Origin of the sequence: Streptomyces sp. V3I8, from assembly GCF_030817535.1 — a bacterium.
Lineage (GTDB): Bacteria > Actinomycetota > Actinomycetes > Streptomycetales > Streptomycetaceae > Streptomyces.
Genome location: NZ_JAUSZL010000002.1, coordinates 4094584 through 4114535, shown reverse-complemented (window position 1 = coordinate 4114535; position 19952 = coordinate 4094584). Strand labels below are relative to the sequence as shown.

19 protein-coding genes are annotated in these 19952 nt (G+C 69.6%); 8 read left to right on the top strand and 11 right to left on the bottom strand.

Annotated features, from left to right (window positions below):
- Positions 1 to 4: 4 nt before the first annotated feature.
- The 6 genes from QFZ75_RS18100 to QFZ75_RS18075 form a co-directional block, all read right to left on the bottom strand.
- Positions 5 to 1600, bottom strand: coding sequence for a type IV secretory system conjugative DNA transfer family protein (locus tag QFZ75_RS18100; protein WP_307538208.1), 1596 nt, complete (start codon positions 1598 to 1600; stop codon positions 5 to 7).
- 14 nt (positions 1601 to 1614) lie between these two features.
- A complete protein-coding gene (locus tag QFZ75_RS18095) occupies positions 1615 to 3039 on the bottom strand; it encodes an ATP-binding protein (protein ID WP_307538206.1) in 1425 nt (474 codons plus the stop codon).
- 6 nt (positions 3040 to 3045) lie between these two features.
- Complete coding sequence (locus QFZ75_RS18090) at positions 3046 to 4614, bottom strand: SCO6880 family protein (protein ID WP_307538204.1); 1569 nt, start codon at positions 4612 to 4614, stop codon at positions 3046 to 3048.
- On the bottom strand, positions 4611 to 5951 hold the full coding sequence (locus tag QFZ75_RS18085) for a hypothetical protein (protein WP_307538202.1): 1341 nt from the start codon (positions 5949 to 5951) through the stop codon (positions 4611 to 4613). The genes QFZ75_RS18090 and QFZ75_RS18085 overlap by 4 nt, the downstream gene beginning before the upstream one ends.
- Positions 5941 to 6780: a hypothetical protein gene (locus tag QFZ75_RS18080; RefSeq protein ID WP_307538200.1), complete on the bottom strand. Its 840-nt coding sequence runs from the start codon at positions 6778 to 6780 to the stop codon at positions 5941 to 5943. The genes QFZ75_RS18085 and QFZ75_RS18080 overlap by 11 nt, the downstream gene beginning before the upstream one ends.
- Positions 6781 to 6972: 192 nt before the next feature.
- Complete coding sequence (locus QFZ75_RS18075; RefSeq protein ID WP_107015212.1) at positions 6973 to 7281, bottom strand: hypothetical protein; 309 nt, start codon at positions 7279 to 7281, stop codon at positions 6973 to 6975.
- Positions 7282 to 7933: 652 nt separating this feature from the next.
- Between QFZ75_RS18075 and QFZ75_RS18070 the strand changes: the two genes are divergently transcribed.
- Positions 7934 to 8302: a hypothetical protein gene (locus tag QFZ75_RS18070; RefSeq protein ID WP_307538198.1), complete on the top strand. Its 369-nt coding sequence runs from the start codon at positions 7934 to 7936 to the stop codon at positions 8300 to 8302.
- A gap of 34 nt (positions 8303 to 8336) precedes the next feature.
- Here the strand turns inward: QFZ75_RS18070 and QFZ75_RS18065 are convergent, their stop codons facing one another.
- Positions 8337 to 8576 (bottom strand): DUF397 domain-containing protein, encoded by a 240-nt coding sequence (locus QFZ75_RS18065; protein WP_307538196.1) that lies wholly within the window; start codon positions 8574 to 8576, stop codon positions 8337 to 8339.
- Between the two features lie 171 nt (positions 8577 to 8747).
- Between QFZ75_RS18065 and QFZ75_RS18060 the strand changes: the two genes are divergently transcribed.
- Together QFZ75_RS18060 and QFZ75_RS18055 are read left to right on the top strand one after the other, a co-directional pair.
- Positions 8748 to 9755, top strand: a complete 1008-nt coding sequence (locus QFZ75_RS18060) for a bifunctional lytic transglycosylase/C40 family peptidase (RefSeq protein WP_307538194.1) — start codon at positions 8748 to 8750, stop codon at positions 9753 to 9755.
- A gap of 183 nt (positions 9756 to 9938) precedes the next feature.
- The gene (locus tag QFZ75_RS18055; protein ID WP_307538192.1) at positions 9939 to 10640 is read left to right on the top strand and encodes a phosphatase PAP2 family protein; all 702 of its coding nucleotides are present in this window, start codon (positions 9939 to 9941) and stop codon (positions 10638 to 10640) included.
- A 347-nt stretch (positions 10641 to 10987) separates the two neighbouring features.
- Here QFZ75_RS18055 and QFZ75_RS18050 read toward each other — a convergent pair whose 3' ends face one another.
- Positions 10988 to 12568, bottom strand: a complete 1581-nt coding sequence (locus tag QFZ75_RS18050) for an FAD-binding oxidoreductase (protein ID WP_307538190.1) — start codon at positions 12566 to 12568, stop codon at positions 10988 to 10990.
- A gap of 424 nt (positions 12569 to 12992) precedes the next feature.
- On the opposite strand from QFZ75_RS18050, the gene pstS reads away from it, so the two are divergent.
- The 4 genes from pstS to pstB all read left to right on the top strand — a co-directional run bounded on the left by pstS (position 12993) and on the right by pstB (position 17118).
- Entirely contained in the window at positions 12993 to 14120 is a 1128-nt protein-coding gene (gene pstS / locus QFZ75_RS18045; RefSeq protein WP_307538189.1) for a phosphate ABC transporter substrate-binding protein PstS, read from the top strand.
- A gap of 106 nt (positions 14121 to 14226) precedes the next feature.
- On the top strand, positions 14227 to 15234 hold the full coding sequence (pstC, locus tag QFZ75_RS18040; RefSeq protein WP_307538188.1) for a phosphate ABC transporter permease subunit PstC: 1008 nt from the start codon (positions 14227 to 14229) through the stop codon (positions 15232 to 15234).
- Positions 15231 to 16292 carry a phosphate ABC transporter permease PstA gene (gene pstA, locus QFZ75_RS18035; protein ID WP_307538187.1) on the top strand — a complete coding sequence of 354 codons (1062 nt, stop codon included), beginning with the start codon at positions 15231 to 15233 and terminating at the stop codon, positions 16290 to 16292. Before pstC ends, pstA begins: the two co-directional genes overlap by 4 nt.
- A 49-nt stretch (positions 16293 to 16341) precedes the next feature.
- Positions 16342 to 17118, top strand: a complete 777-nt coding sequence (pstB, locus tag QFZ75_RS18030; RefSeq protein ID WP_307538186.1) for a phosphate ABC transporter ATP-binding protein PstB — start codon at positions 16342 to 16344, stop codon at positions 17116 to 17118.
- 172 nt (positions 17119 to 17290) lie between these two features.
- Here the strand turns inward: pstB and QFZ75_RS18025 are convergent, their stop codons facing one another.
- Both QFZ75_RS18025 and QFZ75_RS18020 read right to left on the bottom strand, forming a co-directional pair.
- Positions 17291 to 18289, bottom strand: coding sequence for an inorganic phosphate transporter (locus tag QFZ75_RS18025; RefSeq protein WP_307538185.1), 999 nt, complete (start codon positions 18287 to 18289; stop codon positions 17291 to 17293).
- Between the two features lie 7 nt (positions 18290 to 18296).
- Complete coding sequence (locus QFZ75_RS18020; protein ID WP_107015224.1) at positions 18297 to 18917, bottom strand: DUF47 domain-containing protein; 621 nt, start codon at positions 18915 to 18917, stop codon at positions 18297 to 18299.
- A 202-nt stretch (positions 18918 to 19119) separates the two neighbouring features.
- Between QFZ75_RS18020 and QFZ75_RS18015 the strand changes: the two genes are divergently transcribed.
- Positions 19120 to 19566, top strand: coding sequence for a metal-sensitive transcriptional regulator (locus QFZ75_RS18015; protein ID WP_307538183.1), 447 nt, complete (start codon positions 19120 to 19122; stop codon positions 19564 to 19566).
- A gap of 123 nt (positions 19567 to 19689) precedes the next feature.
- Here the strand turns inward: QFZ75_RS18015 and QFZ75_RS18010 are convergent, their stop codons facing one another.
- A complete protein-coding gene (locus QFZ75_RS18010) occupies positions 19690 to 19878 on the bottom strand; it encodes a hypothetical protein (RefSeq protein WP_307538181.1) in 189 nt (62 codons plus the stop codon).
- Between the last annotated feature and the right edge of the window lie 74 nt (positions 19879 to 19952).

Sequence of the window (19952 nt, the reverse complement as noted above, 5' to 3'; positions counted from 1 at the left end):
GGAGTCACACCGGGAGGTCGTGGTGGGGCCAGCGGGAGCGGGCCTGTTCACGGGAGCGCAGCAGCGCCAGTGTAGGGAGACCGCGGTCCGAGGACGTGTCCGCGCTCGTCGTGAGCAGGTCCGGGAGCTGGGGTAGCGGGGCCACCGCGGCGACGTCGTCCAGGACCAGGGTGAGTGGTGGGTCGAGGCGACCGGAGGATGACCGTTCGGCCATGCGCCGGCCGCGCTCGACCACGCTTGAGGCGAGGGCCGTCAGGAGCGGCATGGCGCCGGGATTCGACCTCGGGTCCTCGATGGGTTCACCCACCACATAAAGTGTGCCCCCCTCGTTGACGAAGGAATCCAAGGTGAGGGTGTCGGTTCGGTTGGGAGTGCACGCTTCCCGGATGTTGACCGTGAAGAGCGCGGAGAGCGCCCGGGCCGTCAGCTCCTGGGCGATGTCCCGCCGTTCCGGGTATGAGGTGAGGGCGGCTTCCAGTTCGCCCGCGGAGCCGGCGGCGGCCTTCGGGTTCGTACGGAGGATGCGTACGGCTTCCTGGACCTGCGTGCCCTGTGCCCAGCGGTGGACGTGCCGGATGGTGCGGCCGTCGACCGCGGCGGCGTGGAGGTAGCTGCGCAGGAGTGTTTCGGCGGTGTCGGCGACCGCCTGGTCGATCCGGGCCGTGGGCCGGACCGGGGCGAGCAGCGCCGCCGCGCGGGCCCTGGCGGTGTCCTTGGACTCGCAGCCCGCGGAGGGGGACCAGTGGAGGCGGGCCGGGGTGTCGCAGAGGTGGGAGGGGTCGTAGAGGAGGACGGGGCCCAGTTTGGCCCGGGCGTCCTTCGTGTTCGACCAGAGGCCCGGGTCGGAGGTGATGACCAGGGCGGGGCCGTCCGCGTCCCGGATCGCCTGGACGGCGAGGGGATGGCGGGTCTCGGGCGGGCCGAGGACGACCGGGCCCCGCGGGGCCGGCACGGGGCTTTCCCACCCGCCCGCCGTGCCCGTCCCCGCCGTGCCCGTCCCTTCACCGGCGGACGACGCGGGAACCGGCTGCGGGAGCGAATGCGCCGGGACGACCGGCTGGGCCGCCGGTACCTGTTCGACCACGGGGTGCGGGGCCTGCTCGCGGGGGACCGGTTCGGGCCGCGGACGGGGCCGGGGCGCTGCTTCCGGTTCCGGCGCCTGCTCCTGTACGGGAGCAGGCGCGGGCTCCTGGGCGGGGGACGCGGGCGGCGCGAGCTCCCTGCGTCTCGCCCTTCCCGCCCGCCATCTCGCCACCGTGCCCAGCACGAACACCGTGAGCACCACCAGCACCATGAGCTGGCCGATGAACAGGCCCCAGAAGAGCCCGTACCCGGAGAGCTGGTCCGGTGGGGTGTCGGGCCAGGCGGCCGGCAGGTCGTGGGGAGCGGCGACGAGCTGGCGTATGGCCAGGGGCGTACGGCGGAAGGTGATCCCGTCGGGCCAGGAGCCGTGGGAGAAGAGACCGGCGAGGCCGGTCGCCGTCCATACCATGACGGTCATGCCGAGGCCGAAGGCCAGCAGGCCCAGCAGCAGGCCGTCGGGGACGCCCCCCTGGCCGCTGCCGCCGCCGTGGTGGCGGTCGCGATCGTCCGGTCTCATCTCGGTCCGCTCCTCTACGCCACCGTGGACTCGGACGAGTCGTCGAGGTCGCTCAGGTGGTGCTCCATGAAGGCCGCGGCCCGCTCCTCGGCCTCCAGTTCGGCGGCGCGCAGGGCGTCGTCGGCGAGGTGGTCGGCCGACGACTCCGTCATGGCGCGGTCGGTGAAGACGAGCGGCCGTTCGGTCTCGGTGATCAGGTGTTTGACGACCTGGACGTTGCCGTTGACGTCCCACACGGCGATGCCCGGGGTGAGGGAGGGGATGATCTCCACCGCCCACCGGGGCAGGCCGAGGACCCGGCCCGTCATTCTGGCCTCGTCGGCCTTCTGGGCGTAGATCGTCCTGGTCGAGGCCATCTTGAGGATCGCCGCGGCCTCTTTTGCGGCTGCTCCGTCCACCACGTCGGACAGGTGGTGGACCACCGCCACGAACGACAGGCCGAGCCGTCGGCCGAACTTCAGCAGGCGCTGGAAGAGCTGGGCGACGAACGGGCTGTTGATGATGTGCCAGGCCTCCTCGACGAGGAAGATGCGCTTCTTCCGGTCGGGGCGGATCCAGGTGTGCTCCAGCCACACGCCGACGATCGCCATGAGGATGGGCATGGCGATGGAGTTGCGGTCGATGTGGGACAGGTCGAAGACGATGAGGGGGGCGTCGAGGTCGATGCCGACGGTCGTCGGGCCGTCGAACATGCCGCGCAGGTCACCGTCGACGAGGCGGTCGATGACCAGGGCGACGTCGAGGCCCCAGGCGCGTACGTCGTCTATGGCGACGTTCATCGCCTCCGCCGACTCCGGTTCGGGGTGGCGCAGCTGCTCGACGATGTCGGTGAGGACGGGCTGGCGGTCGACGATCGTCTCGTTGACGTAGGCGTGGGCGACCTTCAGGGCGAAGCCGGAGCGTTCGTCCAGGCCGTGGCCCATGGCGACCTCGATGATCGTCCGGAGCAGCGCGAGCTGGCCGGTCGTGGTGATCGCCGGGTCGAGCGGGTTGAGCCGGATGCCCATGTCCAGGGCGGCGGTCGGGTCGAGGCGGATGGGGGTGAGTCCCAGCGCCTGGGCGATGAGGTTCCACTCGCCGACCCCGTCCTCGCCCTGGGCGTCCAGGACGACGACCTGGCGGTCCTTGAACCGCAGCTGCCGCATGACGTACGTCTTCTCGAGCGCCGACTTGCCGTTGCCGGACTCGCCGAGGACCAGCCAGTGCGGCGCGGGGAGCTGTTGTCCGTACAGCTGGAAGGGGTCGTAGATGTAGCCCTTCCCCGAGTAGACCTCGCGGCCGATGATGACGCCGGAGTCGCCGAGGCCGGGGGCCGCGGTCGGCAGGTAGACGGCCTGGGCCTGGCCGGTGGAGGTGCGTACCGGCGGGCGGGTCGTCTCGACCTTGCCGAAGAGGAAGGAGGTGAAGCCCTCCGTGAGGACGGACAGCGGATCCCGCATAGAGTCCTACCTCCGGATGCCGGTCGCGAACGGGAGTGTGTTGACGAAGGCGCGGTGGTGCTCGCGGTCGCACCACTCCAGCTTCAGGTACGACTTTCCGGCCGAGGCCCTGATCGTCCGCTTGTCGCGGGCGAGTGCCTCGGGGTTGCGGGACGAGACGGTGATGTACCCGACGAGGTTGACGCCGGCGGCGCCGCTGGCGAGGTCCTGGCCGCGCTGGTCGACGCGGTTGTGGGAGGCGACGTCGCGGGGGTCGACGGTGCGGTTCATCTTGGCCTGGCGGTTGGCCTCGGCCTCGTCGTTCGTCTTCTCGGTCAGCATCCGCTCGATGGCGATCTCGGTGGGTTCGAGGTCCATGGTGACGGCGACCGTGCGGATGACGTCCGGGGTGTGGACGAGCAGCGGGGCGAGGAAGTTGACGCCGACCGGGGTCATCGGCCATTCCTTCACCCAGGCCGTGGAGTGGCACCAGGGGGCGCGGGTGGACGATTCGCGGGTCTTGGCCTGGAGGTAGGTCGGCTCCATGGCGTCGAGCTCGGCCGGCCAGGCGTTGCGCTTGGTCATCGCCTGGATGTGGTCGATGGGGTGGTCCGGGTCGTACATGGAGTGCACGAGGGAGGAGAGCCGGCCCTGGCCGAGGGGCTGGCGGACCCGGATGTCGGCCTCCTGGAGGCGTGAGCAGATGTCGGTGAGCTCGCGGGCCATGACGACGGCGAGGCCGGCGTCCTTGTCGAGCTTCTTGCCGCCCTTGGGGCGGGCGGCGCGGGCCATCGCCTGGCCCTCGGCGGCCAGTTCGCGGGAGTAGTGCATGCAGGCGACGAGGTAGGCGCGGTGCTGTTCGCTGCTCGTCGACACCATGGACTGGAGCTGCTCGTACGATCCCTGGAGCCAGCCGGGGGCCCGTTCGTCGCCGCGTACGGAGACGTCCTTGGCGTGGGCGTCCGGGTCGGCGGGGAGGGTGCGGGCGAGCATCTGGATGCGGGTGACGAAGCCGTCGCCGTTGGCGACGTGCTTGAGGAGCGTGCCGAAGCGGTCGACGAGGGCTTCCTGGTCCTCGCTGTCGCGCAGACCGACGCCGGGGCCCTCGATCTCGATGGCGGCGGTGACGGTCTTGCGGTCGGCGTGCAGGAGTACGGCGATCTCGTCCGGGCCGAACGGCGCGGCGAGCCAGGTGATGCGGCCGATGCCCGGGGGCGGGCCGACCTCGACCTCGCGGCCGTCGGCATGGGTGCCCGACTCCATGACGTTGCTGCGGTAGGCGGTGCCGCGGCGCAGGCTGCGCTTGTAACTGCGGTTGATCTCGAACCACTTGTAGAAGGTTCGCCGCTTGTACGGCACGTAGACCGCGGCGAGCGCGAGCATCGGGAAGCCCATGAGCAGCACGATGCGCAGGGAGAGCACGGGGACGATCAGGCCGCACATCATGCCGAGGAACGCGCCCACGATGATCAGGCCGATCTCGCCGGACTCGCGGTTCCGGCCGACGATCGCGTTCGGCCGGGCGCGGCCGATCAGATATGTACGGCGGGGCGTGACCGGATGGGACGTATGGGCCACATGGGAATCAGTCGTCAACGCCCTTCACCTCCCGTGCGGTTGTTGCTGCTGGTGCGGTTGTTTCCGGCGTGGGGGGTGTTCACGGGGCTGGAGCGGGGCGGGGGTGCGGCGGGGGGGACGGATCCGCCGCCGCCCTGGTTGCCGCGTGAACTGTGGGCCGCGACGCCCCCGGAGAGGGGGTTGGACGGGCGTCCGCCGCCTCCGCCGCCGCCGCCTCCGCCGCCGCCTCCTCCGCCGTTCTCGGCCCTGCTGCTGTGGGTCTTGATGCCCTGGGCGACGAGGGTGGCGGGGGAGCTGATGACGGCCGCGGCCTTGCCCTCGGCGCCCTGCATGATGCGGTTGTTGCGGCCGCCGGCGATCTCGTCGCCGAAGCCGGGGACGAAGCGGTAGATCATCGCGCTGGCGAAGATGGCGAGCAGGATGATGGCGAGGCCGGAGACGACGGCGGAGAAGGCGTCCGGGCCGTCCTCCGCGGACAGGGCGCCCGCGAGGCCCAGCACGATCACGATGACCGGTTTGACGAGGATGACGGCGATCATGATGCCCGCCCAGCGGCGGACGTGGCCCCAGAGGTTCTTGTCGACCAGGCCTGCGTAGACGACCGTGCCGAGGAGCGCGCCGACGTAGAGGAGGGCGGCGCGGATCACCAGTTCGAGCCAGAGGACGCCGGCGGCGAGGATCGACACGAGGGAGACCACGATCAGCATGATCGGGCCGCCGCCGATGTCCGTGCCCTTGTTCAGGGCGCCGGAGAAGTTGCCGAAGAAGGTGTCGGTCTGGTTGCCGGTCGTCTTGGCGAGGACCTCGGCGACGCCGTCGGTGGCCGACACGACGGTGTAGAGGATGAGGGGGGTGAAGGCCGAGGCGAGGACCGTCAGCCAGAGGAAGCCGATGGCTTCGCCGATGGCCGTGCCGAGGGGGACGCCCCGCACGGCGCGCTTGGCGACCGCGAGCAGCCACAGGAGGAGGGTGAGGATCGTCGACGCGGCGAAGACCACGGCGTACTGCTGCAGGAACGTGGTGTTCGTGAAGTCGACGGTCGCCGTGCTCTGGACCGCGTCGCTGAGCTTGTCGATGGTCCAGGAGGCGGCTTTCGCGCATCCCTTGGCGAGGGAGGCGAGGGGGTCCAGGGCGGTGGTGGGGTCGTCCAGGGAGGGGCCGTTGCGGTTGCTCTTGCCGGTGTTCTGTTCGCAGTAGTCCCTGGCGGGGCCCGAGATCTGTGAGCAGTTGTTCTCGGAGGGCGTCGGTGTCGGCGTCGGAGCTGCGTGGGCCTGCGAAGCCAGCAGTACGACCGTGGTCTGTACGGCTGCTACGGCGCCGGTGAGCTTGAGTGCGCGCTGCGGGCTACCGGGCATACGTGAACCCTCCGAACTCGTCGACCGCCTTGCCGATCTCCTCGGTCCCGGAGACCGGGTTGTCTCCATTGACGGGGGTCGGGCCGGTCTTCTGGCTGGTCTCCAGGACCTTCCAGTCTCCATCGGCCCAGTTCAGTTTCATGGTCACGGTGAACCAGCCGTTGGTCACGGGCTTGGTGGATGTTTCCCCAGTGAGCCCGAAGAGGCTGTTGCACCACACTTCGATCGTGGCCGCGTCCGCGCTGCTGGACGTGATCCTGGTGCCCACCGGCAGCGTGCGGTTGACGAAGGTGCTGCCGGAAGGCGCGCCGCCGTCCTCGCCGAGTCCGATGTTCTTCAGAAGCCCTGCCGAGTAGTCCGCGTCGAAGCCGGACTGGAGTCGTTCCACCGTGCTGCGGTCGGCGACGGTCTGCACGATCTCGTGCCGTTTGGCGGCGTTAAACATGCCGTCGGACCCCAGTGCCACGGCGTAGTTGGCCGCCGCGCTCTGCGCACCCTGCTCGGTGTGTGCGTATCCGGTCGGGATGCCGGCTGCCTTCGACTTCACCGGGGCGTCGCCGGACGCCGCCGTCGAGGCCGTTTCCGGTTTGTCGCCCGTGCCGGTGTCCGACGCGGAGTCGCTGTCGCCGCGGTTCGCGAAGGCGATGGCCGCGATGAGGAGGACCACGACACCCACCACCGTGACGAGGCTGCGGGAGGACGAACGGCCGCCGCGTCGTGGCCCGCCGTGGACGTCACCGGTGCTGTCGGGGAGCCGGGTGCGGGTCTGGCCGGTGCCTCCGTACCCGCGGTCCTCGCCGCGCGCTCCGTGCTCGTCACCGAGACTCATGCCGCGTACGCCCCCTCGACCTCTTGCTGAACCGCCTCGTACGACGGTAGCTCCGCTGGTTTCCGCGCAGGCACGGTGTGGTGACTCGACATCAGGGAAACGCAACCTCAGCCGGTGGGCGCGACGGACGGATGGGTGGACGGGGGATCGGACGTGCCCGGCCGGATCCGAGGGCACCGGGCCGGCGGCCGTCTACACGGCCATGCCGTACACGATGGTGAAGAGCGTGCCCAGTGAGCCGATGATGAAGACTCCGGTGAGGCCCGCGATGATCAGGCCCTTGCCCTGTTCCGCGCTGAAGGTGTCCCGCAGGGCAGTGGCGCCGATGCGTTGCTTCGCCGCTCCCCAGATCGCGATGCCGAGACACAGGAGGATGGCGACCGCCATCACGACCTCGATCATCACCCGGGCCTCGTTGCCCAGGGTGCCGAACGGGCCCCAGTCCGGAGCGATCCCGCCGATGATCGTGTTGATGTCGCCCTTTTCGGCTGCGAAAAGCATGTAAGTCACCGCCCCTAGTGGGTTGTTCTGCCTCCCCTGCCACTCTGCGCAGAGGTCACCGCCATTGTCGCTGACAATGACGCTCTCGCATGTCGACTTGGCGTCATTGGTTGGCGGATTTCGTACGAATCCCTTGTCACCGGCGTCCGCGGTACCCCTCGGGGGGCGCAGGGACGGTATACGAGGAGGGTCATCGTCACTCTGTGTATCACGGCAGGTCACGCCGGGCAATGAAGTGGAACCGGAACCTGTGGTTTGTTCCGTCGTTAACCCCTCTTGCGCGCCTGCCGCCCGATGATGGCCGACTCCGCCCGTCCATCGAGCCCGACTCCGTCCCGTGTGCGCCGGTCCGTCGTGCCGATGTCCTCCGGTCGTACGTCTCCTGGTGGGTAGACGTCATCCCTTTTGTGCTTGGTGAAGGCTATCCCGGACGGGGTGGTGGGGTGACGGGGGTGCCGGGGAGGGGAGGGGCGGGTGCGGACGGTGGGTAGCGGGCGGTCGGTGGGGTGCGGTGGTCCGCGGTGCCCGTTCGGTGTCGAGGCGCCTTCCTGGCGGCTGCGGCTACTGTCCAGTAACCTCGCTCCGCAGACTCCGCAGACTCCGCAGACTCCGCAGCCCCGCCGGTCCTCAGGGACCCCATGAGGAGGAACCCGTGCCCCGGTCGGAACGCTCACCCCTGTTGCTCGCGGGCCTGCTGGCCTCCGCCGCGGTCGCCCACTTCGCGGTGCCGCGGCAGTTCGACGCGACCGTCCCGCGTGCGCTGCCGGGCGAGCCCCGGACCTGGACGTACGCGAGCGGTGTCGTCGAGCTGGCGCTGGCGGCCGGGGTGGCGGTGCCCCGTACGCGGCGGGTGGCCGCACTGGCGACCGCCGCGTTCTTCGTCGGGGTGTTCCCCGCCAACGTCCAGATGGCCGTGGACTGGCGTCACCGGCCGGCGCCCCAGAAGGCCGCGGCGCTGGCCCGGCTGCCGCTCCAGGTGCCGCTGGTGCTGTGGGCGCGGCGGGTGGCCGAAAGCGGCTGAGGGCGGATGGGGACGGGGTCGGCGGGGCGGGCGGCTAGGACTCCTCCAGGCCTTCGACGCCTTCCACGAAGTGGTCGAACTCGCCTGCCTGTACGCCCAGCACGAAGGCGTCCCATTTCTTCTGGGTGGTCGTGACGACGGTCTCCGGGTCGCTGGTCTCGCGGATGTGGACGAGGCCGTCGTCGCCGAAGGCGAGCTCGATCCAGGGGCCGGGTCCCGTCGCGCCCTCGGGGGCGGCGCGGGTCCAGACGAGGTCGGGGGGCACGTCTGCCACGCTGCGTCTCCTTCTTGTGCTTCTTGCTTGTTCTTCTTGTTCTTCCCGGGTGCCGGATGTCCGGGGGTCAGGGATGGTTCCGGCCGAGTGTCGCAGGTCGGTGAGTGATCGTTCCGTGCCGGGGGCGGCACCTCTACACTGACGTTCGGATTACCGTGCGGCGAGGGGCGGTTGACGGTGCGTAAGGCCTGGATCTTGGCGACCGCCGCCGTGGGGGCGGGGCTCGCCTTCGCCATGGTGCTGGTGGTCGGCGTCTATCTGGTCGCCGGGAACCTCGCCAACGGGGTGGGGCAGGGAGCCGTCGGCCTGGCCAAGGGAGCCGTGCCCGCGAGCTACCAGGCGCTCGTACGGAAATGGGGCAATCTGTGCAGCGCCATCAATCCCGCACTTCTCGCCGCACAGCTGTACCAGGAGAGCGGGTTCAATCCCGACGCGAAGAGTCCGGCGGCCGCTCAGGGGATAGCGCAATTTATCCCGGGAACGTGGGCCACGCACGGAATCGACGGTGACGGGGACGGCGACCGCGACGTATGGGATCCGAATGACGCGATTCCATCGGCCGCCAAGTACGACTGCACGCTCGCGAAGTACGTCAAGGACGCGCCCGGCGATCCGACGGAGAACATGCTCGCCGCGTACAACGCGGGGGCGTACGCCGTCATCAAATACGGGGGCGTCCCGCCCTACAGGGAAACCCGGAACTACGTGAAGACGATCACGACGCTGGAGCAGAGTTTCGCCGCTCCGGTCGGTCGTGTGCAGCCCTCCCAGCAGGCCGCGGGCGCCATCGACTACGCGCAGAAGAAGCTCGGCACGCTGTATCTCTGGGGCGGCAACGGCACCCCTGAGCAGGGCGGACGCTTCGACTGCTCGGGGCTGACCAAGGCCGCGTACGAAAGCGTGGGGATCACCCTGCCCCGGGTGGCCAACGACCAGTACAACGCCGGTCCGCACCCCGCGCGCAGTGAGCTGCTGCCCGGGGACCTGGTCTTCTTCTCGGACGACCTCACCAACTCCCGGGCGATTCGGCACGTGGGCGTCTATGTCGGTGGCGGATACATGATCAACGCGCCCCGGACGGGCGCGGTGATCCGCTTCGACCCCATCGACACGCCCGACTACTTCGGGGCGACCCGGGTGACCGAAGATGGCGCGAAAGCATTGCCCACCGCTCTGTGAAACCCTCCCCTGAGCTGCGGCGATGTATCTCTCTTCGATAACGTCTGCGTGATCATTCGGTGGAGGGCGGAACGTATGGACGGGGAATGTGCGTTCCTGTTCGTGTAGCCGACGACGGGGGTTGATGGCGCGGCGCATCCGATGGGATGCGTCGGAAAGATGACGACGAAGGGCCGTAGCACCATGGCTGGACTCGCCGATTCCGGGTCGAACCCAGACGTCGACTTGCTTTACGACATCAATGGTCTCGCCAAAGACGCGCCGCACTGGTTCGACCGCGTCATGGAGTTCACGGGCGAATACGGGCTGCTGCTCGTCATGGTCCTGCTGGTGCTCGGGTGCTGGCTCGGCGTGCGGCGGCGGGGCGGTGACGACGCCGCGTCCTCCGTCGCCTCCCTGATCTGGGCGCCGCTCGCCGCCGGGGTCGCCGTACTCGTGAACGTGCCGATACGGGGTTTCGTGGAGCGGCCCCGGCCCTTCGTGGACCACGAGGGGCTGGAAGTCCTCATCGGCGGCAAGAGCGACTACTCGTTCGTGAGCGACCACTCGACCCTGATGATGGCCATGGCGGTCGGGCTGTTCGTGGCGAACCGGAAGGTCGGGCTCGTCGGGATAGGGCTCGCGCTGCTCGGCGGGTTCTGCCGGGTCTACATGGGCGTGCACTATCCGACCGATGTCGTGGGGGGATTCGCGCTCGGGACCGCGGTCGTCCTGCTGCTCTCGCCGCTCGCCGTCGGTCTGCTGACGCCCGTGGTGAAGGCCGTGGAGAGGTCGCCGCGGGTGGGGTGGCTGGTCCGGTCCCCCCGGGCCGCCGGGGCGCGGGAGAAAGTGATTCCGGGAGCGCGCAGTGAGGGTGATCCGGCGGAGCGGGATCTCGCCGCGTAGTCGCTCCGCGTAGTCGCTCCGCGTGGGCGCTCCGCTTGTGGGGTGGCGGGGTGGGGCGTTCGTGGTCGGGTGCGGGGCGGTGGGGGCTGGGTGCGCAGTTCCCCGCGCCCCTGAGGGGGCTTCTGCTGTGGGTTCCCGCGGGTGGGATCGGGCCGAGCGCGCAGTTCCCCGCGCCCCTGAGGGGGCTTCGGCTGTGGGTTCCCGCGGGTGGGATCGGGCCGAGCGCGCAGTTCCCCGCGCCCCTTGGGCCGTGCTCCTCAGGCCGCGTTCCCAAGCCGCGCCTCTTCAGCCGCGTTCCTCAAGCCGCGCCTCTCAGGTCGCGTTCCTCAGGTCGCGTTCCTCGGTCGTTACAGCGACTGGGGGGACTTGAAGAATTCGTTGGGGTCGTACTTCGCCTTCAGGGACTTCAGGTGGGCGGCCGCTGAACCGTAGTACGCCTTGCGCCAGTCGGTGAGGGTCGGGTCCGTGTAGTTCTGGTAGGCGGATCCCGAGGCGTGGGGGCGCATCGCGGTGTGCGTCTGCGTCAGCCAGGATTCCGACACCCTGCCCGAGGTGGCCGGGCGCCAGGCCGCTATGTACTGGGCCAGCATGCGCGAGCGGCGGTGGACGAAGGCCGTCGCCGTGGGGTCGACGCGGTTGACCGCGCCGCCCAGAGCCGTGAGCGCGATGCTGCCCGTACCGCCGCGTACCCCGGAGATGCGGGAGAGCAGCGTCCGTATGCCCGCCGCCGATATCGAACGGTCGAAGAAGTCCGAGCGGCCCGCGTACGTCTCCCGGCCCAGCGCGCCCCGCGCCGAGCGGCCCGGGGTCCCGCCCGGGAGGTGGCACTGGGCGTCCTCGGAGAAGCTCGAGCAGCCCGCGTACACCTCCATCGACTCCTCGTAGGAGCGGCGCCTGAGGGAGACGCTGCGGGCCGGGGCGCCGATCCGGTCGGCGAGGCGGTCGACGGCGTTCTGCAGTTCGCCGTACGTGCCGAGCGAGAACGCGGAGACGGAGACCGTCGGAGTGCCGCCGTCCGCGTTCTCGACGTGGACCGAGGACCAGATCTCGTCGGGCTGGTCGGGGCCCCACTCCTGCCAGGCCGCGAGGACCGCCGCCGCCCTCGGCCACGGCCAGGACATGTTCGCCGAGACGCCCTGCGGCGCCGGACGGGTCCTGAAGCGCAGTTCGGTGACGACGCCGAAGTTGCCGTTGCCCGCGCCGCGCAGCGCCCAGAAGAGGTCCTTGTGCTCGGTCGCGCTCGCGGTGAGCCGCTTGCCGTCGGCCGTGATCAGGGTCGCCTGGGTGAGGCTGTCGCACGTCAGCCCGTACGCCCTCGACACCACGCCGTGGCCGCCGCCCAGCGTCAGTCCCGAGATGCCGACCGTCGGGCAGGAGCCCGCCGGGACGGTCACGCCCTTCGCGGCGAGCCCGCGGTAGACGTCGATGAGCTTGGCGCCCGCGCCGATCACCGCCTCGTCGCCGGACGCCCGTACCCCGGACAGCTTCGACATGTCCAGGATCAGCCGGCCGTCCCCGGAGGACCAGCCGGCGTACGAGTGGCCGCCGTTGCGGATCGAGACGCGGACGCCGTGGTCGCGGGCGTACGCGAGCGTCGTGCGGATGTCGTCGGGGTGGGCCGCGTACGCGACCGCCGCCGGTTTCAGGGCGTCGAAGCGGGTGTTGTAGAGCTGGCGGGCCGCCGCCCAGTCGGTGTCGCCCGGGCGGACCAGGGGCCCGTCCAGGTCCTTGGCGAGGGCCTGCCAGTCGGCCGGCGCGGTGCCCTTGGCCGTCGTGCTCGCGCCGGTCGGTGTGCGCGGTGTGCGCGGTGTGCGTGACGCGTCCGTCCCGGCGGCCGGCCGTGGCCCGGAGTTCCCGCCGCCGCACGCCGAGACCGCCGCTGTCACCGTGACCGCGGCGCCGCCGCCGATGAACGTCCGCCGTTGCATGTGCGCCTCCCGTTGCCCCCGTGGTACGAGACGGGTCAACCGCCCGGCGGGTTCCACCGGCGGCGGCCGGCAATCCCACGAGGACGTAAAGGGCGAGGGCGCGTTTCGGCCAGGGAGGGGGCGGGGGCACGGAGCGGGGCATGCCGGGGCGTCGCGGTTGCGTAGGGGAGGCTTCCGGTCGTCGGTACCCTCACGTGTTCTCCCCGTGAGCGTTCCGTGACCTCACCGCACTGACGGCAGGGGTTCACCCTCCGTTCACTCATGGCAATCGGTGCCTTCACCTCATCTGCCTAATTTCGGCCTTACCCGGTGCGTGGTGCGGACGGAAGCGAGCGCCCACGCCGGTCGACGGACAGCACGACGAGCAGGACCCACTACATCGCACGCCGCCGGCAACGGCGGCTTCTGGAAGGAACACCCGAAAGTGAAGCTTCAGCGCAAGAACCGGCTTCGCGCCCTTTCCCTCGGTGCTGTCGCCGTCTCCGGCGCCCTGGCGCTGACGGCGTGCGGCTCCGACGACACCGGTAGCAGTGGGAACGGCGAGAGCACGACCGCGGCCAACAGCTCCATCAAGTGCGACGACGCCAAGGGCCAGCTGCTCGCCAACGGCTCCTCCGCGCAGAAGAACGCGATCGACGCGTGGGTCAAGGCGTTCGCGACCGCCTGCAAGGGCGTGCAGATCAACTACAAGTCCGAGGGTTCGGGCGCCGGTGTCACCGCGTTCACCCAGGGCCAGGTCGCCTTCGCCGGTTCCGACTCCGCGCTGAAGCCCGAAGAGGTCACGGCCTCCAAGGAGGTCTGCAAGGACGGCCAGGGCATCGACCTGCCGATGGTCGGCGGCCCGATCGCGGTCGGCTACAACGTCCCCGGTGTCGAGGGCCTGGTCCTCGACGCGAAGACCCTCGCGGGCATCTTCGACAGCAAGATCACCAACTGGAACGACGCGGCGATCAAGAAGCTGAACCCGGACGCGAAGCTTCCCGACCTCAAGATCCAGGCGTTCCACCGCTCGGACGAGTCCGGCACCACGGACAACTTCACCAAGTACCTGATCGCGGCCGCGCCCGACCAGTGGAAGTACGAGGGCGGCAAGGCCTGGCAGGCCAAGGGCGGCCAGTCCGCGGCCGGCTCCTCCGGTGTCGCCCAGCAGGTCAAGCAGACCTCCGGCGCCATCAGCTACATGGAGCTGTCGTACGCCAAGGACGGCATCGGCGCGGCCAAGCTGGACACCGGTGCCAGCGAGCCGGTCGAGGCCACCGTCGAGAACGCCACCACGGCCATCGCGGACGCCAAGGTCGTCGGCACGGGCGCGGACCTCGCGCTCGAACTGAACCGCGCGACCAAGGCCGACGGCGCCTACCCGATCACCCTGGTCACGTACGAGATCGTCTGCGACAAGGGCAACAAGGCGGAGACCCTGCCCGCCACGAAGGCGTTCCTCACCTACATCGCCAGCGAGGAGGGCCAGAAGATCCTTGCCGAGAACGACTACGCCCCGATCCCCGAAGAGATCATCGCCAAGGTCCGTACGACCGTCGCGAGCCTGAGCTGACCTGAGCGCGCGGTCCGGCCCCGCCCCGGGGCCGGACCGCGCGCCGTCCGGTGCACCGCCGCCTGGAGCCGCACGTCGCGTGCGGCTCCGCAGACCGGAGAATCTCATGGACATATCAACGAAAATCTCTGACGCGCCCCCCTCCTCCCCTCCTCCCCCCACGGCCGACCAGAAGCGTGCGGCCCGCGGGGCCACCCGTCCCGGTGACCGGGTCTTCCTCGCCCTGTCCCGCGGGTCGGGCATCTTCCTGCTCGTGGTCATGGCCGCCATCGCGGTCTTCCTCACGTACCGCTCCGTGCTCGCGATCAGCAAGGACGAGAGCAACTTCCTCACCACCCTCGAGTGGAACCCGACCGCCGCCGAGCCGAGCTTCGGCATCGCGGTCCTGGTCTACGGCACCGTCGTCTCGTCGATCATCGCGATGGTCATCGCGGTCCCGATCGCGGTCGGCATCGCCCTGTTCATCACGCACTACGCCCCGCGCAAGCTGGGCGGCACCATCTCCTACGTGATCGACCTGCTCGCCGCCGTGCCGTCCATCGTGTACGGCCTGTGGGGCGCCCTGGTCCTCGCGCCGCAGCTGGTCGGCCTCTACGGCTGGCTGGACGACTACTTCGGCTGGACCGGCATCCTGGACTGGCAGGGCGGCGCACCGCGCTCGCTGTTCACCGTGGGCGTCCTGCTCGCCATCATGATCCTGCCCATCATCACCAGCGTGAGCCGCGAGGTCTTCCGGCAGGCTCCGCTGATGCACCAGGAAGCCGCACTGGCCCTCGGCGCCACGCGCTGGGAGGTCATCCGCATGTCGGTGCTGCCCTTCGGCCGCTCCGGCGTCATCTCCGCCTCGATGCTCGGCCTCGGGCGCGCGCTCGGCGAGACGATGGCCGTGGCCACGGTGCTCTCCTCGAGCTTCGAGATCAACGCCAGCCTGCTCGACCCGGGCGGCGGCACGTTCGCACAGAACATCGCCAGCAAGTTCAGCGAGGCCAGCGAGATGGGCCGGGACGCGCTCATCGCCTCCGGTCTGGTGCTGTTCGTCATCACCCTGCTGGTCAACGGCGCGGCCCGCATGATCATCGCCCGTCGCGCGGAGTACTCGGGGGCCAACGCATGAGCCAGATCACGGACGCGCCGCGTCGCAGCTCCCTGCAGGGCGCGACGCTGCCCAGGTGGGCCCCGTGGGCTCTCGCCGCCGGCTCGGTCGCGCTCGGCCTCGGTATCAGCGCCGCGGCCGGACTGGACAGCGACATCCAGTGGGGCCTGATGGCCGCGGTCTTCTTCGTCGGCGGGACGTACGCCCTCGCCGCGCGCGTCGAGGGCCGCCGGCAGGCCAAGGACCGGGTGGCGACCAGCCTCGTCTGGGTCGCGTTCCTGCTCGCCGTCGTCCCGCTGGTCTCGCTCATCTGGGAGACCGTCGAGCGCGGTGTGAAGGTCCTCGACGGCTACTTCCTCACCCACTCGATGGGTCTGATCACCGACACCGAGCCCGGCGGCGGCATCTACCACGCGATCCTCGGCACCCTCGAGCAGGTCGCCATCGCCAGCGTCATCTCGGTGCCGATCGGCATCCTGACCGCGATCTACCTCGTGGAGTACGGGCGCGGCAAGCTCGCCAAGGCCGTCACCTTCTTCGTCGACGTCATGACGGGCATCCCGTCCATCGTCGCGGGCCTGTTCGTCCTCAGCTTCTGGATCCTCATCCTGGACATGGGCCCCTCCGGCTTCGCCGGCTCGATGGCCCTGACGATCCTGATGCTGCCGGTGGTCGTCCGCTCCACCGAGGAGATGCTCAAGCTCGTACCGAACGAGCTGCGCGAGGCCTCGCTGGCGCTCGGTGTGCCGAAGTGGCGCACCATCATGAAGGTGGTCCTGCCGACCTCCATCGGCGGCATCACGACCGGTGTGATGCTCGCGATCGCCCGCATCACGGGTGAGACCGCGCCGGTGCTGCTGCTGGTGTGGGGTTCGACCTTCATCAACACGGACCCCTTCGACGGCCCGCAGGCCTCACTCCCGATGTACATCTACCAGCAGTACACGAACAGCGGTGGCTCCGGTGCGGCGTACGACCGGGCCTGGGCGGCGGCTCTCACGCTGATCGCGTTCGTGATGATCCTGAACCTGGCGGCCCGCGGCATCGCCCGCTGGAAGGCCCCCAAGACCGGTCGCTGACGCGGCCACCCGGCGACCAGTCGTTCCCCCCGAAAGAAGCAGTGATCCCATGGCCAAGCGAATCGACATCAGCGGTCTCAACGCCTACTACGGCTCGTTCCGTGCCATCGAGGACATCTCGATGGCGATCGAGCCCCGTTCGGTGACGGCCTTCATCGGCCCTTCCGGCTGCGGCAAGTCCACCTTCCTGCGCACCCTCAACCGGATGCACGAGGTGACGCCGGGCGGCCGTGTCGAGGGCAAGGTCATGCTCGACGACGAGAACCTGTACGGCGCCGGCATCGACCCGGTGTCGGTGCGACGCGAGGTCGGCATGGTCTTCCAGCGTCCGAACCCCTTCCCCACGATGTCGGTCTACGACAACGTGGCGGCGGGTCTGCGGCTCAACGGCAACTACAAGAAGTCCGAGCTCGGTGACATCGTCGAGAAGTCGCTGAAGGGCGCGAACCTCTGGAACGAGGTCAAGGACCGTCTGAACAAGCCGGGTTCCGGTCTCTCCGGTGGTCAGCAGCAGCGGCTGTGCATCGCCCGCGCGATCGCGGTCGAGCCGAAGGTGCTGCTCATGGACGAGCCCTGCTCGGCGCTCGACCCGATCTCGACCCTGGCCATCGAGGACCTGATAGGTGAGCTGAAGGAGCGTTTCACGATCGTCATCGTGACGCACAACATGCAGCAGGCGGCGCGGGTGTCCGACCGGACCGCCTTCTTCAACCTCTCGGCGGTGGGGCAGCCCGGGAAGCTCATCGAGATCGACGAGACCGAGCGGATCTTCTCCAACCCGTCCGTGCAGGCCACCGAGGACTACATCTCGGGGCGCTTCGGCTGAGCCGGCGTCCTTCGTACACCTTCCGGACCCCTCGCGGTGCTGCATGGCGGTGCCACCGCGGGGACCGATAGGGCCCGCCTCCCGGTCAGCCGGGGGGTGGGCCCGTTGGTTTTTCTCGCGCCTCCGCCTCTGCCGCTGCCTCGGGGGCGGGGGCAGTGGCGCGAGGAGGTTTCTACAGGAACGCCACGTTCACGATGTAGAAGCTGACCGCCGCCACCAGCCCGGCCGCCGGCATCGTGATGAACCAGCCGAGGATGATGTTCTTCGCGACGCCCCAGCGGACCGCGTTCACCCGCTTCGTCGCTCCGACACCCATGATCGCCGACGTGATGACATGCGTCGTGGAGATCGGCGCGTGGAAGATGAACGCCGTGGAGAACATGATCGACGCCCCGGTCGTCTCCGCCGCGAACCCCTGCGGAGGATCCAGCTCGATGATCTTCCGCCCCAGCGTGCGCATGATCCGCCAGCCGCCGGCGTACGTACCCAGCGACAGCATCACCGCACACGCGATCTTGACCCAGACCGGAATCGGGTCGCCCGCGTCCTCGACGTCCGCGATGACCAGGGCCATCACCACGATGCCCATCGTCTTCTGGGCGTCCTGCAGACCGTGGCCGAGCGCCATGCCGGCCGCCGAGACGGTCTGCGCGATACGGAAGCCGCGCTTGGCCTTGTGCGGGTTGGAGCGGCGGAAGAGCCACATGATCGCGCACATCACCAGGTAGCCGGCGACCAGGCCGACGACGGGGGAGATGAACATCGGGATGACGACCTTCTCCAGGACGCCGGACCAGATGACGTCGATGCCGCCCGCGAGGGCCGCGCCCACCATGCCGCCGAACAGCGCGTGCGAGGAGGAGGACGGGAGGCCGAAGTACCAGGTGACGAGGTTCCACACGATGGCGCCGACGAGGGCGGCGAACAGGATCCACATGCCCCGGTTGCCGTGCGGTGTCTCGATCAGGCCTTCGCTGACGGTCTTGGCGACCCCGCTGCCCATGAAGGCGCCGGCGAGGTTCATCACCGCGGCCATCGCGAGCGCCGCCCGCGGGGTCAGCGCCCGCGTGGAGACGGAGGTGGCGATGGCGTTGGCGGAGTCGTGGAAGCCGTTGGTGTAGGTGAATCCGAGCGCGACGCCGATGGTCACGATCAAGGCGAAGGTGTCCATGAAAGGGTCAGGACTCCTTGACCGCGATGGTCTCCACCGTGTTGGCCACGTGCTCGAACGCGTCGGCGGCCTCTTCGAGGACGTCCACGATCTGCTTGAGCTTCAGCACCTCGATGGCCTCGTACTTGCCGTTGAAGAGCATGGCCAGCAGCTTGCGGTGGATCTGGTCGGCCTGGTTCTCGAGCCGGTTGACCTCGATCCAGTACTCGGTGAGGTTGTCCATCGTGCGCAGGTTCGGCATCGCCTCGGCGGTGAGCTCCGCGGCCCGGGCCAGCACCTCGATCTGCTGCTCGACGCCCTTCGGCAGCTCCTCCACGTTGTAGAGGACGACCAGGTCGACGGCCTCCTCCATGAAGTCCATGATGTCGTCGAGGGAGGAGGCGAGGTTGTAGATGTCCTCGCGGTCGAACGGCGTGATGAACGAGGAGTTCAACTGGTGGAAGATCGCGTGCGTGGCGTCGTCACCGGCGTGTTCCGCGGCCCGCATACGCTCTGCGATCTCGGCTCGGCCGGACGAGTCCGCCCCGAGCAGTTCCATCAGGAGCTTCGAGCCCGTGACGATGTTGTCCGCGGAAGCGGCGAACATGTCGTAGAAACTCGTCTCCCTGGGGGTCAGACGAAATCGCACGTGGGGTCCTCGGATTGCTTCGGTGTAGGTCAGGCTGATGCTAAGCGCATCATCCGGCCACGGCTAACCGGCCGCCCCCCAGTGTCGCCCATCGTGCACAGTGATCAGCACGGGGTCCCGCAAGGCCTTGGCCAAGGGCCCTATACCCAGCGAAGTTCGTTACCATATACCCGGTAGGGGTATCAGTCAGCAGGAGGACGCGATGACGACCACCGAGGCCGGCGCGACGGCGCCCTCCGGCAGGACCGCGCGGACGAGTACCGCGCGGGATACCGGTACCGAGACGGACGGCGGCGCGGCGGACGGCGCGGCGGCCCGGTTCGACGTGGAGGGTGCCGCGCGGATCGTCACCGACCACGACCGCGGGATCCACGGCTACCACCAGCAGAAGGACGAGCACCTCAAGCGGCTGCGGCGGATCGAGGGCCAGGTCCGCGGCCTGCAGCGCATGGTCGACGAGGACGTCTACTGCATCGACATACTCACCCAGGTCTCGGCCTCCACGAAGGCCCTGCAGTCCTTCGCCCTGCAGCTCCTGGAGGAGCACCTGCGCCACTGCGTCGCGGACGCCGCGGTCAAGGGCGGAGCCGAGATCGACGCCAAGGTGGAGGAGGCGACGAAGGCGATCGCGCGGCTGCTTCGTACGTGATCCCTCCGGGGGCGGGCGGAGACGTCGAGGTCGGTGTGCCGGTCCCGTTGCCGGCCGGTGGGGGCCGGGTGCGCAGTTCCGCGCGCCCCTTGCGGGGCGCCGGGTATCGGCCGCTGCCTCGTGTCATCTGGCCGCGTCGGCGCCGTGTTCCTCGAGGAAGCGTTCCTCCGCCGCCTTCAGGACCTCGTCGATGCGGTCGGGGCTGAGCCGGTCCTCATGGGCGGCCGAGGCCGCGATGATCAGGTCGCCGCACAGCTCGATCTCGGCGAGGGCCACGTGGTCCTGAACTGCCGTACCGCGCGCCGGAGCCACGTGCGTCACCTCTTCCTGCCGTCACCGACTTCCTAGAGTAGGGAGAGGCCGACGGACAGCGCATGGCACCAACG

Bases quoted from the DNA above. Each gene is read 5' to 3' on its own strand.
- QFZ75_RS18100 (WP_307538208.1), bottom strand. From the start codon at position 1,600: ATGAGACCGGACGATCGCGACCGCCACCACGGCGGCGGCAGCGGCCAG.
- QFZ75_RS18095 (WP_307538206.1), bottom strand. From the start codon at position 3,039: ATGCGGGATCCGCTGTCCGTCCTCACGGAGGGCTTCACCTCCTTCCTC.
- QFZ75_RS18085 (WP_307538202.1), bottom strand. From the start codon at position 5,951: ATGCCCGGTAGCCCGCAGCGCGCACTCAAGCTCACCGGCGCCGTAGCA.
- QFZ75_RS18080 (WP_307538200.1), bottom strand. From the start codon at position 6,780: ATGAGTCTCGGTGACGAGCACGGAGCGCGCGGCGAGGACCGCGGGTAC.
- QFZ75_RS18075 (WP_107015212.1), bottom strand. From the start codon at position 7,281: ATGCTTTTCGCAGCCGAAAAGGGCGACATCAACACGATCATCGGCGGG.
- QFZ75_RS18055 (WP_307538192.1), top strand. From the start codon at position 9,939: ATGGCTGGACTCGCCGATTCCGGGTCGAACCCAGACGTCGACTTGCTT.
- QFZ75_RS18050 (WP_307538190.1), bottom strand. From the start codon at position 12,568: ATGCAACGGCGGACGTTCATCGGCGGCGGCGCCGCGGTCACGGTGACA.
- pstC (WP_307538188.1), top strand. From the start codon at position 14,227: ATGGACATATCAACGAAAATCTCTGACGCGCCCCCCTCCTCCCCTCCT.
- pstA (WP_307538187.1), top strand. From the start codon at position 15,231: ATGAGCCAGATCACGGACGCGCCGCGTCGCAGCTCCCTGCAGGGCGCG.
- pstB (WP_307538186.1), top strand. From the start codon at position 16,342: ATGGCCAAGCGAATCGACATCAGCGGTCTCAACGCCTACTACGGCTCG.
- QFZ75_RS18025 (WP_307538185.1), bottom strand. From the start codon at position 18,289: ATGGACACCTTCGCCTTGATCGTGACCATCGGCGTCGCGCTCGGATTC.
- QFZ75_RS18015 (WP_307538183.1), top strand. From the start codon at position 19,120: ATGACGACCACCGAGGCCGGCGCGACGGCGCCCTCCGGCAGGACCGCG.